This is a genomic window from Faecalibacterium sp. AF28-13AC, assembly GCF_003478405.1.
Lineage (GTDB): Bacteria > Bacillota > Clostridia > Oscillospirales > Ruminococcaceae > Faecalibacterium > Faecalibacterium prausnitzii_E.
In genome coordinates, this window is record NZ_QUFG01000002.1 from 248,414 (window position 1) to 261,034 (window position 12,621).

Sequence of the window (12,621 nt, forward strand, 5' to 3'; positions counted from 1 at the left end):
ATAACAATGAAAGAAATTTTGAAACTGGATCATATCCAAAAATATTATGGCAATAGTGGGAATGTTACAAAAGCAATTCAGGACATCAGCTTTTCCGTTCAGGAGGGGGAATTTGTAGGAATCATGGGAGCATCCGGTTCCGGCAAGACCACCCTGCTCAACTGTATTTCCACCATTGATACCGTCAGTGCGGGACATATCTATCTGGATGGGACCGATGTGACGGAAATCAATGAAAAACAGATTGCCCGGTTTCGCCGGGAAAATCTTGGATTTGTGTTCCAGGATTTTAACCTGCTGGACACGCTGACCATTTCGGAAAACATAGCCCTGGCGCTGACCATCAACAAGGTTCCAGCAGGCGAGATCGATGGACGGGTGCGGGAAATGGCCGGAAAGCTGAATATCATGGATATTCTGGATAAGTACCCATATCAGGTGTCCGGCGGCCAGAAGCAGCGGTGCGCCTGTGCCAGAGCCATTATCAACCAGCCTAAGCTGATTTTGGCGGACGAACCCACCGGCGCGTTAGATAGTCATTCGTCCCAGATGCTGCTTTCTACGATTCAGAGTATCAACGAAGATCTCGGAGCCACGATCCTGATGGTGACACACGACGCTTTCTCGGCAAGCTACGCCAATCGCATTCTCTTTTTGAGGGATGGCGCGATCTTCACGGAAATCCGTAAGGGTGGTGATTCCCGCAGGACTTTCTTTGAAAAAATCCTGGATGTCCTCACCATGATGGGAGGGGGCATGAGCGATGTACGCTAAACTCATTTTCAAAAATGCAAAGCGGTCTGTGAAGGACTGTTTGATTTATATTGTGACCATGACACTCTGTGTCACCCTGTTCTATGCGTTTTTGTCTATCAGCAGCACCCATTATCATCCGACCATTGGTGCGGAATATAATATTTCCCTGCTGGCTGGAGGTATGAAACTGGCAATTTGCGGGATTAGTCTGCTTTTGTTGTTCCTGATCCACTATGTCAATCGTTTCATGCTGAGAAAAAAACAATCGGAGTTTGCAGTTGAGGCAACCCTGGGAATGGAGCAAAAAACCATAGGACTGCTCTTTTTTGGAGAGACTTTTTTCCTGCTCATATTCTCTGTATCGGTGGGAATCCTTCTGGGGATGATCGTTTCTCAGGTCATTACGGCTATGCTGCTTGCTTCTTTTGGGGAACCCTACGCTTTTTCTTGGTCTTTTTTTCCAGATACCGTGCTACTGACCGTGGGCTTCTTTGTTATTTGCCAGATTCTGGTTGGAGTCGGGAATGTCAGAATTCTCAACAAAAGCAGGATTATTGAGCTTATGACGGCAAACCGTCAGAATGAAAAACCGCTTCATAAAAGCAGATGGATGCCGATGATCTGTATTTTCTATGGCATTATGCTGCTGTGGATGCTGGAGGTAGGTGCTGTAAAATATCATTTTTACTTCGATCCCAGACATCCGCTTCCTGTAAAGCTCATGTATTGGGGGAATGTCCTATTCCCTGCACTGACGCTGCTTTGGGCAATCGCAGGTGCTGTTTTACACAGAAAAATAGGATTTTCCCGATATCTTTGCGGGCTTCTGGCTGGTGCTGTATTGACCGCTATCCCGATTTTTTCCATCGCAGAACTGGAAAAAGCCTACTTCCTTGGATTTGACGCCCCAACTCTGAATCAATATTTGCTGTTTGGGGTTGCGGATATTTTGTTTATCATTTCCGCAGTCATTTATTTATCGAATGCGGCGCTCCTATACTGGAAGGAGTCTAAAGTGTCCTGCAAATATCACAATACGAGTTTATTTCTGTTTGGACAGCTTTCCTCTAAGCTGGCTACCAATACGAAAACGATGACGATAATTTGTGTGACCCTGACTTTTTCTATCTGCTTGTTTGTCATTGCGCCAGTTTTGACAGGATGGAGTCTGGGCTATTTGGATAGTCGGGCAGTCTATGATATTCAAATTTCAAGCCGCTACAACGATGTTTATGAAGTGGAAAATCTTCCGGATACAGACTATGGGGAAATTACTGCGTTCATAGAACAAAACAACATAGCGATAAAGGACGATTTGACTTTTTCGGAATATCTTCCCCAAAAAAGCGACTTTCACCAGCGGGTAAAGTACGATTTTCCTCCCTTGGCAATTGCACTGAAGGATTATAACGCTGTTCGGAAAATGTTGGGATATGAACCTATTATCTTACAAACGGATGAATTTGCTACCCACTGGCATCGTGCGGCAGAGGACAAGGATATTGAAAACTACATCGCTGAGCATACCTTACTGGAAACTGACGCAGGCACCCTGAAACTCAGTGAGAACGCCGTGTTTCAGGAGCCTGTGGGGGAATCCATCTATAATCTTTATACAGATGTGGTGTATATCATACCTGACGAGATAGCGCAAGTCTTGCTTCCGGTACAGAGCAACCGATTTGTGATGACCCAATATCCGCTTCCCTTCAAAACGGCAGAAATGCTGGAACAGCTTCTTGGGCGTTCTTATCCAGAAGATCCTGATAAAGACAATCTGGCAGGATACAGTACAACTGTCCATACTACGGAAGTGAACCGTATAATCGCCCTTAACTTTATCCTAAAAGCGTCCTTGATCTATGGTGCAATTGTGCTGATGGTGATGTGTCTTACCGTGCTGGCTCTTCAGCAGCTCCTAGATGCAGAAAAAAACAACTACAGATTTTCGGTTCTGCGAAAAATGGGAGTGGAAGAGAAGGACCTGCATACTTTGGTTCTAAAACAGCTTGGTGTTTGGTTTGGGATGCCGATCACAGCGGCAATCGTTGTAGCAATTATTGTGATTGGCTATTTTCTTCAAAATGTTTCTGCTGAAATCTCAGCTTATATTGGCTACGGAGCCTTGATGCGGCAAATAGGTATCATTGTCGGGATTTTCGCTTTGCTGCTGAGTTGCTATTTTCTCAGTACATGGCTGCTGTTCCAGCGTTCGATTCGCAGCAACTCCGATAGCGTAAGGTGATGGGAGGAAGATATGTACTGGAAGTTAGCAATTCAAAATATCCGCAGAAGCCTGCGGGATTATATCATTTACTTGGTGACGCTTACCTTGACTGCGGCATTGATGTACTCATTTTTGGCATTGGGCTTTTCATCAGATGTTCTTGCTATGGCAGAAAATATGTCGATGCTGACTACTGGAATTTTGCTTATGTCAGCTCTGGTTGCTTTTATGTCCTCGTTTGTAATCGGTTATGCGATCCGCTTTATGCTGGGACGACGGAAAAAGGAGTTTGCAACCTACGAACTGATTGGCATGGAAGCAAAGACAGTACGGAATTTGTTCCTTGCTGAAAACAGTATCATCGGTACAGGGGCCTTTCTGCTTGGTTCTTTGGTTGGTACAGGACTTTCCGGTTTGCTGAATCAGGTAGTAAAAAATATCTTTGAGGTGCCGCATACCTATCAGGTTTCCTTTTCTCTCCGGGCCTGGGCAGTAACATTTTTGTTTTTTGCCTTGATGTATGGTTTTGGGATGCTCCGAGCAGCAAAGATTATCCGGCATCAGAAAGTAATCGATTTGCTGTATGATAACCGCAAGAATGAAGAATACCGTTTCAAATCATTCCGCCATAGTCTTTTGGTAGTATTGCTTTCAATAGCCGCAATGGTTGCAGGCGTGATTTTGCTTGGGCGGATGCTTCAGACACAAACCAATGAAGCATTTTTGTACCTTGGCGGAGCCTGCCTGCTCATTCTGGTGGGTGTTTACGAGCTGCATCGCCAGATTCCGCTTTTGCTGCACCGATTTGCAAAACAAAATCTGCGCCATAAGTACAAAGAAGAAAATCTGTTCTTCCTGGGGCAGATTGGGCGGCGCATCCATTCTGCTGGCCGGACAATGGCTGTGGTGGCGATTCTTTTAACCATATCCCTGACAACCATGTTTGTGGGGCTTACAATGGGAGCAGGCTACAAAGCCAACATGAAAGCCTATTATCCCTATGATGCAGGCGTGGCGATTGATGCACCTTTGGAAAAATCCAGCATGGATTCCATCGTTTCCTTTACAGAGGAGCATTGTGGAGTCGAGGATTCTGTGAGCTATTATCTGTATGCGGTTCCTGAAAAACCGATCGAAGCCTTGTCCTTGTCCGACTATAACCACCTGCGTGAGATTTTGGGGCTTTCTCCTGTTTCCATGAGCGACAACGAGTTTTTGGTTCATTGTGATACATGGAACTATATGGACGGAATCCGGCAGGGCTTGAAGCAGCAGCCGGAGATCACATTAAATGGTCGAACCTTGACTATTGCAGAGACACCAATCCTGACGGAGCCGATGGAGCAGTATCAAATGGCCGGAACGAAGGGATATGTACTTGTTCTGCCGGATGAAGCAGCTTCACAATTAGTCGGAGAAAAATCCGTCTGGCAATGAAACTGGAAGATGGCGGATACCCGGAATTGAAAAGCGACTTGAAGCAATTCCTGAACAGTGGGAAATGGCAGCTGGAATTGCAGTCCGGTCAACAGCTCCCGGAAAAAGTAACGATGGGTGTTACAGTAAAGGCGTGGGGCGTTGCCAATTCGCTGACGGGATTTACAGCTATTTCGTTCTGCGGATTGTATTTAAGCATTATTTTCATCATTCTATCCTGCTCGGTTCTTGCATTCGAGCAGCTTTCTGCCATAGACAAAAACCAGAAGAATTATGCAGTCATTGACCGTTTGGGTGTACCGGGGCACAGGCAAGCCTCCCTGATACGCAGGGAACTGTCCACAGTCTTTTTGATCCCACTGCTATTCCCTCTTTTGCTGACGGTTTTGCTGATAGTAGGGGCACAGTTCTTTTTCGGAGAGGCAATCTTGCAGCAGGGACTTGTGCCTCTTTATGGTTTGGTGACGATCCTGCTATTCTGTGCAATCTACCTGACCTATTTTGGTGCAACAATGTTCTTATTCAAACGGGTTATTCTTCGGCCTGAAATGAGATAAAAATTGAATTGTTACAAAAATGAAGCAATTCCGCCTGTTTTCTTGCCGAAAAAGAAAGCGGTTAGGAGATTTCTGCAACATTTGGCCTTTATCATAGAGTAATAAATTAGAAATGCTGATACCTTACACTATGCAAAGGAGTGGATTACTATGGCAAACAAAGAAAAGCGCTTTGAAACAATCTATACACAGGGAACTTCCTTGAGTATTGTTGTAGACACCGAAACAGGTGTAAACTACCTTGTCCATGATACGGGGATTACCCCTTTGCTGGATAAAAACGGAACAGTCGTTATTACTGAAATAAACAAGTAAACTTTATATTGGCTGCAGGGTATCAGCATTCTAATTATGAATAAGGGAGGGACATATGGGAAAAATCTTTGTATTGTCGGTAACAGACCATGAAGAATACATACTTAGCAGAATTATGGAGATTATTGCAGCCGAGCCAGGATTTGACCATATTGTGTCATTTCACCCTTGTAATACTCTTGTTTTTCCGGGATTGGAGCTTCGCCTGAAGGAGAGAACGGTACACCGAAACGGCGAGTTAATTTCTATGACCCATCGGGAATTTGCGACATTGGTATACTTGGCAAACCACCCGTCCTGGGTATTTTCTGCCGGGCAGATTTATGAAGAAGTGTGGGGTGAGGATGGTGAAAACTGCGGAACAGCCGTTGCCAGCGTCATTGGTCAGATCCGCAGAAAACTGACACCGGATATGCCGAAAGCGGGTTATATCCGTACTGTTTTGGGGAGCGGATACAAATTTGAAGTTCCGCAAGGTATGGCAGAATAGAACAATCAAATATATATTAGCTGCGCACATTATGAAGCAGCCAAAAGCGGGAAACCTTTATGATGGGTCTCCTGCTTTTTGTTTTCATAAAAATAGTGTGTGATTGTTGAGAATAGGCGTCATATAGGCGTAAAGGATATGTATAAAGCAAAAAGGAGGCATTACATATGCTTATTGGCGTTGATCATGGCAACAAACAAATTAAAACGGTTCATTGCAACCCCTTTGTGTCCGGTCTTAAGCAGAGTGTCACCCGTCCCTTTGGACAGAATGTGCTGAGGTATCAGAATACCTACTATACGCTGTCTACTGAGCGGATTCCTTATCGGAAAGATAAAACGGAGGACGATCGCTTCTTTATCCTGACCCTATTTGCTCTGGCTGGTGAGATTGAAGCGAGGGGAGCATATTCCTCGGAGGTTCAGCGTATCCAACTGGCAGTAGGGTTGCCGCCGGCACACTTTGGCGCCCAGGTGGAGCGGTTTATACAATACTTTGGGCAGCGGGGAATGGTAGAATTTGAGGTGCAGGGCAAGCCGTATTCCATCTATATTGAAGATGTGGCCTGCTTTCCACAGGCATATGCAGCGGCGGCCACCATGCTTCACACGCTTGTTGAAGAGCCAAAGGCGGTAATTTTGGATATTGGTGGGTTTACTGCTGACTATCTGCTGATGAAAAACGGAGAGATTGATCTTACCTCCTGTGATTCGTTAGAAAATGGCGTGATCCTGTTGTACAATAAGGTGCGTTCAAAGGTGAATTCGGAGCTGGATCTGTTGTTGGATGAAGGAGATGTGGATGCCATACTGATGGGAAAAAAGACTCAATATCCGGATGCAGCCATACGGCTGACAGAACAGATGGCGCAGGAATTTATCAATGACCTGTTCAGCACGTTGCGGGAGCGAATGTTGGACTTGCAATATTGCAAGGTAGTATTTGTAGGCGGCGGTGCCATTCTTTTGAAGCGGCAGATCGAAACTTCGGGCAAGGTGGGAGCACCATTCTTCGTATCGAAAATCAATGCAAATGCGGATGGCTATGAGTATCTGTACCGGATTGAAACAGCAGGCAGGTGATGGTATGGGCGAGAAAAAAGAACGAGGACGGTTTACGCTGCGCTTTAATGAGGGCGATCCCATACACGAGACGGCCATTGGATTACTGGAATTGCAGAGTCCCCGCACAAAAGCGCAATATGTGGCAAATGCAGTGGTCTACTATAATGAGCACTTTGGGCAAGAGCCACAGCCGCTAAATGCTTCAATCATCAGCAAAGAAGCGGTGGTGGCTATTGTCAAAGAGATTTTGCGGCAGGAAGGTATGGGACAGGAAAAAGCAAAAGAGCAGATTCCCACAGCCAGATTGGTGGAGAAGCCTGCAGCGCCTGTGATGCTTTCGACTGCACAGGAAGTGGACGATGATCCGGAAATGGACGATAGGACACGCAGCCTGATTGCCAGTACTTTATCTGCGTTCCGCAGCAGGGGATAATCAAAAGAGGCATGGGAGCCAGTGATGCTCCTATGCCTCTTCCTGTATGGCCGCGATAAAACTGTCTAAAATATCTTCAAAATGCCTGTATTGTTTGGGCGTTAGTGTGGAAATCTTCTTCATAAGAAGAGAAGAATCTGCTTCTGTGATGACGCCTCGCAACAAATACTCGGTGCTGATGTGAAGTGCATCACAGACTTTGAGGATTGTCTCAGGCCGCATAGCCTTTTGCCCCAGTTCTGCGGTGGAGATGGTCTGTGGTGTGACATGAGCCAGCTCTGCCAGAGTTTCTTGGGTCATATTCAGTTGTTTCCTCCGGTCGAAGATCCGTTTACCCATATCTTTCAATAGATTTTCCATGCGTCACCTCCATGCTATAGTTATATTTTATCCGCTATGACATGGATTATTAAGCGGTCATGGTTGATTTATCTCGTCTATGGCAAGTATAATATGAAGAGGAGTATGACGGGAAAGGAGAACCATATGAACAGTTTTTCGTGTGTGATTACAGGCCACAGGCCGACCAGATTTAAGTTCAAATATAATGAAAAGGATAAACGCTGCCAACGGATTAAAAAGTGTCTGCAGGAGCAACTCATACGACTTTATAACCAGGGAGTACGATGCTTTTGGGTTGGAGGAGCAATGGGCGCTGATATGTGGGCAGCGGAGATACTGCTGCGCATGAAAGAACAGCAAACATATCAAGATGTGGAATTGTGCTTGGCGCTCCCTTTTGAGGGTTACGATTCAGACTGGGATGACTGGCACCGAAAGAGGATGGATTTTATTCGCAGATATGCTGAAAAGGTCTTAATACTGTGTGAAACGCCATCAAGTGAAAGCTATAAGAAACGCAATTACTATATGGTGGAGCAGGCCGGATATATGATAGCTGTCTATGATAATGCACACAATATGCGGTCTGGAACCCAGCAGGCGGTCAACTACGCCAAGAAGAAAGGACTCCAAATCATTTATATCCATCCAGATACGGCACAGGTAGCGATGGAAGATACAACTTTATGGAAAAAATAAAGGAAGAGCTCTAAAGCGGAACACTAAGAAAGATTGCAAAGTAGTGTGTCCGTTTTAGAGCTTGTTTTGTCATATAATGTCGAATGATTTTCTTTTTGCTCGAAAGCGATTCCAATGCTACTCCAAGAGTTTCCGAAAACTGTCAGTTACACTATGATTATGGCAGTGATCCCAAAACCAATGAAAACTCGATAAGTGGAGGTGGGGGTATGAGATCAGTACAGTACCCAATGAAAATCGGAAGAAGAGGGCGGTCTTTATCCTGGCAATAAGGATGGAGGCCGCCTTTTGTTTTAATTTAATAGAATAGCTGGAATAGCATTTGAAAAAAGTATTATTTCACAATTTAACAATTATCAGCAGGGCGGCAGCGTTGCGCTGCCATATCGCGAAAGAAAGGGGATGATGCAGGCCGCCTGTGTGCCGTCCGCATAACTGCGGACAGGGAGTAACGATGTTATGGAGAAAGGATTCCACAACATCGAGCAGTTCATTGCTTTCATAACTCCAGGACACACGGCTTTTCATGAACGGCTCTCAATAGGGGTGCATCGTCGAGGCAGGACAAGGGAGTTCTCTCCACATAAGGAAAAACCTCCGCCTGCTCGGACGGTATCTATTGAACTGCTCGATGCAGCAATTCAAGGAACAGCTGGTTTTGTCCATTGGTACAAAGCTGGCTGTTTTTCTCTATCACAGCCAGGTTTTGTCCGGTGCAGGTCACCGCCAGAAGCTCAGGAAATCCATCGGAATTCTTGAGACTTTTGGAGGTAAAGCCATGTGGCAACGGAACAATGGGCAGGCAGAAGATGACCTGCAATTCAGGTTTACAGCATATTTAGTTTCGGCGGTCAAGCGCCGCAGAAAAGATTATTTGATCCAGTTTTATAAGCGCAGCAGTATAGAGAGTACTGTGGAAGTGGTCTATGAGTCTGAACCCAGCTCAGAGGAAGTGGTCTTGGACAGATTACCGCTTATGGATGTCATTGAGAATGGAGCGCTTCTGGAGGCGTTGCAGAAACTCAATGAACGGGAACGCCAGATATTTCTGGCTCGAACGCTGGAGGAAGAAGATTTCGAGACTCTGGGAGCAAAGTTTGGGCTGTCCTACAAAGGGGTGGCTGCACTTTACTACAGGACGATCCAGAAAATCAGAAAGAGCATTGAAGGAGGTGACAAGAGATGAATTTTGAGTGTCTGCTCCTCAGTGCCAAGGACGGAAACGAGGATGCCATTACGGCGATCTTACAGATGTATCGACCATTGCTGCTCAAGTATGCTATTATTGACGGCGTGCTGGATGAGGATCTGTACCAGGAATTGAGCATTATTTTGTTGAAGGCGATCAAATTGTTTAAGATTTAAGTCAATGAGAAAGGCTCCGAGATCATTACGGCCTCGGAGCCTTTCTTACTGACTTAAAAGGGAGAACTGCTAAATTTATATCCACTGCCCAGTATAGTGCGGATATAGCCACCCTTTGGTGTATCCGGCGTCAACTTGCGCCGGATCTGACTGATGATACTGGCAACGGCAGTGCCGCAGCGTTCACCGTCTCTATCCCATACGGCCTCATAAATCTGGCTGGCTGAGAATACCCAGCCAGGATGACGAGCCAGATATGTAAGGACAGCAAACTCATGGTGAGTCAGAGTAACAAGTTGACCGCTGCAGGACACTGTCTGCTCCTTCAGCCGGATTTCCAGATTTGTAAAAGAAAGAATGTTGCAAGGGAGAGGAGGCGCAATATGGTTAAGCTCCGGCTCGTTTGCGATAGTTTCCATAATTTTATTGAGTATATGTTCTTCGTGGTCAGTGACGGATAATATTAAAATTCTGCCCATATTGTTCGCCTCCTTTGCTTGGGGTAAATGCGGAAAACTGCTGCGCCAGTGGCCGCCAACAGTACCAGAAGCAGCACAGCAAACAGACCGAAACTCTCATAGTAGAACAGTTCATCCCAAAATAGGAGAACATCACAGAGAGCAGTCAAGGCAACCGTCCAGCGGATGTGCCGGGCCAGTCATTGCCGGAACACCAGCACAAGGACAACGGGTGGGACGATCAGCAGCACCAGATTCAAAATCAATGTCGGGGTCAGTTCCATTGCGTCGCCTCCGTTATGCGTGCTCTTTTGTTGATAAGGTCATTGTAAAACCCAAATCTCCGCGAAATGTTACAGTGGCCAAAAAATTCCATTGAAAATCGGGGTGAAATGTTACAACGCTCGGACACTTTTATATTAGTTGGGTCTACTTCCTTAGTCTACAATCCGTAATCTCTCAACCAACGGAGTTTTTTGTAAACTGTAAAAAGCGGAAATAGTAATCATCAAAATAATCAGAACCACCACAATGCAATATACAGTAAACAATGCTAATGGAAATGTATATGACAAATAGAAAATCCCTGCACTTATCAAGCCTTTTATCAATATCTGCCCTAAAATAATTCCCAATATCAGAGTAAGTATCAAGCTCCCTATCGCCAATACACAACTTTCGCATAGTGCCATTTTTTCTGTTTGTTTCCTAGTCATACCGATGGATTGAAACATAGCGTATTCCCGCTTTTTTGTTGCTATATTTGTAATGATTGTACTTGCGAAAGTAATGATACTAAAAAGCAGCAAGAATAGTGTTACGCCTATGATAGATATTCCTACCTGCCTTATAGTAGCTTCTTTTGAAGCAATCGCTTCTTGCATAGTCGTCAGTGTTAATCCATCTGACATATCCACTAATTTCTCTAAAGATATTGTGGTGTGTTCCAATCCGGTATCATTTGCCTTTACAATCAACCTAATAGAAACATTAAAAGAAACCGAATTTTCTGCTATCAATTCAGTGGGCATTAAAAACCAGCCGCCATAAATTGCTGTATTTGAATACAGATCACCATCTAATATGCCTCCCACTGTATAAGTTTTTTGGGTGCCATCCCCAAATGTAAATTCTACTGTATCGCCTTTAGAAATACCTTCTACACCATTTACAGCAACAATCTGGTTAGATTGAACAAGCTGTTGGTAATCCAAATCGCCTGATTCGCTGAATTGCTGAATAGAAGCAAAGTCATTAGCGGTAATAATAGAAAGTTGATCTTTGCCTGTGCTATTTTTCCCTGCCCAACTAATATCTGTTTCAACAACTTGCTTTATATTGCTAATGTTTGGAAACTCCATTATCTTTTGTTTGAAGTTTTCAATTTCTGAAACTTTCTCGCTGTATTTACCAGTAGTTTCAATCGCAAATTGTCCATACTGGTAGACATCTTTCTTTACAATAGACTCTGGATCAATGGAAGCGGTGTATGTCGCAGCTAAGACGAATAAAAGCCCGCTTAGGCCCAAAGAAAGCACAGAAACTAAAATGCTTTTCCAGTGTGATGTTATGCTTATGATTGCTAGCCCCAAAGAAGATAATTTTCGTTTTTCTTTGTTAGTAACCTTACAATCAAAGCGTTCCATCATATATTTGCTGGAAAGGATCGGGGAAATGCTGAGGGCTATTTTTGTAGGTCTATTTAACGATACTTTTACAACGAAATTGATGATAAGACTAATGATTATCCCCCAGAATACCGCAGCGATCCAATCCCAACCATCAGGTTGCAACAAATATCCAGCAAGGCCACCAATCAGTAGACCAATCGGAACCCCAATTCTACATAAAATTTTTCTTTCGTAGCGGATGATTTTCTTTGTTTGCTGCTGTGTCATTCCGACAGTACGAAGCTGCCCAAATTGCCGCACTTGATTTACAACAGATAAATAGAAAACATTGTAAATTACTAAAGCACTCACAATTATAATGAAGATTGCCACCCCCATAAGAACCATGTTTTTCTGATTTAATAGTCCTCCGTTGGGCAAACTATCCATGAATAAGTCGTTTCTTGTTACATGATGAATGTCATATTTTGAAGATATATTATCGACCGCAGAAGAAAAACCATATTGCGTCATTTTTGTGGCATCAACAATGGTAATTGAAGCATCGTACCCATTTTCTGTTTCAGTTACTTTGATGGATTCGATATTTTCCTCTGAATACAACAACTCAATTTGCTGCTGGGAAAGATCATAAAAAACAACTTGTGGCTGCCCTTCTGCCATTCTATCTTTTGTAGTTTCATATCCGCTTTCAAACATAATCAACATCATGAGTAGTGCTGTTGCAAAGACTATCGTAGTAAGCGAGAAAATCTTTTTAACTCGGTTTTTATCTATATCGTTTTTAGCAATTTTTTTCGTGATAGCACTGGTATCATTCTCAAAAGGCCATGTCATAGCTTACCAC

Annotated in this window: 15 protein-coding genes; 11 read left to right on the forward strand and 4 right to left on the reverse strand. The window is 44.2% G+C overall.

The genetic code is table 11. The features are described from left to right. Positions 1-6: 6 nt before the first annotated feature. From DWY95_RS03680 to DWY95_RS03710, 8 genes are all read left to right on the forward strand, one after another. Complete coding sequence (locus DWY95_RS03680; protein ID WP_118479232.1) at positions 7-774, forward strand: ABC transporter ATP-binding protein; 768 nt, start codon at positions 7-9, stop codon at positions 772-774. Continuing rightward, a complete protein-coding gene (locus tag DWY95_RS03685; protein WP_118479234.1) occupies positions 764-3,001 on the forward strand; it encodes an FtsX-like permease family protein in 2,238 nt (745 codons plus the stop codon). Before DWY95_RS03680 ends, DWY95_RS03685 begins: the two co-directional genes overlap by 11 nt. A 12-nt stretch (positions 3,002-3,013) precedes the next feature. Then, a complete protein-coding gene (locus DWY95_RS03690) occupies positions 3,014-4,420 on the forward strand; it encodes an ABC transporter permease (protein ID WP_243024406.1) in 1,407 nt (468 codons plus the stop codon). Beyond that, the gene (locus DWY95_RS17300) at positions 4,417-4,977 is read left to right on the forward strand and encodes a hypothetical protein (protein ID WP_243022886.1); all 561 of its coding nucleotides are present in this window, start codon (positions 4,417-4,419) and stop codon (positions 4,975-4,977) included. The genes DWY95_RS03690 and DWY95_RS17300 overlap by 4 nt, the downstream gene beginning before the upstream one ends. Before the next feature lie 150 nt (positions 4,978-5,127). Next, on the forward strand, positions 5,128-5,292 hold the full coding sequence (locus DWY95_RS03695; RefSeq protein ID WP_117497604.1) for a DUF6440 family protein: 165 nt from the start codon (positions 5,128-5,130) through the stop codon (positions 5,290-5,292). A gap of 55 nt (positions 5,293-5,347) precedes the next feature. Beyond that, a complete protein-coding gene (locus tag DWY95_RS03700) occupies positions 5,348-5,782 on the forward strand; it encodes a winged helix-turn-helix domain-containing protein (RefSeq protein WP_118479236.1) in 435 nt (144 codons plus the stop codon). A 167-nt stretch (positions 5,783-5,949) separates the two neighbouring features. After that, entirely contained in the window at positions 5,950-6,864 is a 915-nt protein-coding gene (locus tag DWY95_RS03705) for a ParM/StbA family protein (RefSeq protein ID WP_118479238.1), read from the forward strand. After that, a complete protein-coding gene (locus tag DWY95_RS03710; protein WP_243008680.1) occupies positions 6,827-7,279 on the forward strand; it encodes a hypothetical protein in 453 nt (150 codons plus the stop codon). Before DWY95_RS03705 ends, DWY95_RS03710 begins: the two co-directional genes overlap by 38 nt. A 30-nt stretch (positions 7,280-7,309) precedes the next feature. Here DWY95_RS03710 and DWY95_RS03715 read toward each other — a convergent pair whose 3' ends face one another. Beyond that, entirely contained in the window at positions 7,310-7,639 is a 330-nt protein-coding gene (locus DWY95_RS03715) for a helix-turn-helix transcriptional regulator (RefSeq protein ID WP_118479240.1), read from the reverse strand. Positions 7,640-7,765: 126 nt separating this feature from the next. Between DWY95_RS03715 and DWY95_RS03720 the strand changes: the two genes are divergently transcribed. The 3 genes from DWY95_RS03720 to DWY95_RS03730 all read left to right on the forward strand — a co-directional run bounded on the left by DWY95_RS03720 (position 7,766) and on the right by DWY95_RS03730 (position 9,685). Continuing rightward, complete coding sequence (locus DWY95_RS03720; protein ID WP_118024189.1) at positions 7,766-8,320, forward strand: SLOG family protein; 555 nt, start codon at positions 7,766-7,768, stop codon at positions 8,318-8,320. 631 nt (positions 8,321-8,951) lie between these two features. Beyond that, complete coding sequence (locus DWY95_RS03725; RefSeq protein ID WP_118479268.1) at positions 8,952-9,506, forward strand: sigma-70 family RNA polymerase sigma factor; 555 nt, start codon at positions 8,952-8,954, stop codon at positions 9,504-9,506. Further along, positions 9,503-9,685 (forward strand): helix-turn-helix domain-containing protein, encoded by a 183-nt coding sequence (locus DWY95_RS03730; RefSeq protein WP_118479242.1) that lies wholly within the window; start codon positions 9,503-9,505, stop codon positions 9,683-9,685. Before DWY95_RS03725 ends, DWY95_RS03730 begins: the two co-directional genes overlap by 4 nt. 53 nt (positions 9,686-9,738) lie before the next feature. Here the strand turns inward: DWY95_RS03730 and DWY95_RS03735 are convergent, their stop codons facing one another. From DWY95_RS03735 to DWY95_RS03745, 3 genes are all read right to left on the reverse strand, one after another. After that, entirely contained in the window at positions 9,739-10,164 is a 426-nt protein-coding gene (locus DWY95_RS03735; protein WP_118479244.1) for a response regulator transcription factor, read from the reverse strand. Beyond that, the gene (locus DWY95_RS03740) at positions 10,149-10,343 is read right to left on the reverse strand and encodes a hypothetical protein (protein WP_243022888.1); all 195 of its coding nucleotides are present in this window, start codon (positions 10,341-10,343) and stop codon (positions 10,149-10,151) included. The genes DWY95_RS03735 and DWY95_RS03740 overlap by 16 nt, the downstream gene beginning before the upstream one ends. Positions 10,344-10,580: 237 nt before the next feature. Next, positions 10,581-12,611 (reverse strand): FtsX-like permease family protein, encoded by a 2,031-nt coding sequence (locus DWY95_RS03745; RefSeq protein WP_118552400.1) that lies wholly within the window; start codon positions 12,609-12,611, stop codon positions 10,581-10,583. Positions 12,612-12,621: the final 10 nt, after the last annotated feature.

Bases quoted from the DNA above. Each gene is read 5' to 3' on its own strand.
- DWY95_RS03680 (WP_118479232.1), top strand. From the start codon at position 7: ATGAAAGAAATTTTGAAACTGGATCATATCCAAAAATATTATGGCAAT.
- DWY95_RS03685 (WP_118479234.1), top strand. From the start codon at position 764: ATGTACGCTAAACTCATTTTCAAAAATGCAAAGCGGTCTGTGAAGGAC.
- DWY95_RS03690 (WP_243024406.1), top strand. From the start codon at position 3,014: ATGTACTGGAAGTTAGCAATTCAAAATATCCGCAGAAGCCTGCGGGAT.
- DWY95_RS17300 (WP_243022886.1), top strand. From the start codon at position 4,417: ATGAAACTGGAAGATGGCGGATACCCGGAATTGAAAAGCGACTTGAAG.
- DWY95_RS03695 (WP_117497604.1), top strand. From the start codon at position 5,128: ATGGCAAACAAAGAAAAGCGCTTTGAAACAATCTATACACAGGGAACT.
- DWY95_RS03700 (WP_118479236.1), top strand. From the start codon at position 5,348: ATGGGAAAAATCTTTGTATTGTCGGTAACAGACCATGAAGAATACATA.
- DWY95_RS03705 (WP_118479238.1), top strand. From the start codon at position 5,950: ATGCTTATTGGCGTTGATCATGGCAACAAACAAATTAAAACGGTTCAT.
- DWY95_RS03710 (WP_243008680.1), top strand. From the start codon at position 6,827: ATGAGTATCTGTACCGGATTGAAACAGCAGGCAGGTGATGGTATGGGC.
- DWY95_RS03715 (WP_118479240.1), bottom strand. From the start codon at position 7,639: ATGGAAAATCTATTGAAAGATATGGGTAAACGGATCTTCGACCGGAGG.
- DWY95_RS03720 (WP_118024189.1), top strand. From the start codon at position 7,766: ATGAACAGTTTTTCGTGTGTGATTACAGGCCACAGGCCGACCAGATTT.
- DWY95_RS03725 (WP_118479268.1), top strand. From the start codon at position 8,952: ATGCAGCAATTCAAGGAACAGCTGGTTTTGTCCATTGGTACAAAGCTG.
- DWY95_RS03730 (WP_118479242.1), top strand. From the start codon at position 9,503: ATGAATTTTGAGTGTCTGCTCCTCAGTGCCAAGGACGGAAACGAGGAT.
- DWY95_RS03735 (WP_118479244.1), bottom strand. From the start codon at position 10,164: ATGGGCAGAATTTTAATATTATCCGTCACTGACCACGAAGAACATATA.
- DWY95_RS03745 (WP_118552400.1), bottom strand. From the start codon at position 12,611: ATGACATGGCCTTTTGAGAATGATACCAGTGCTATCACGAAAAAAATT.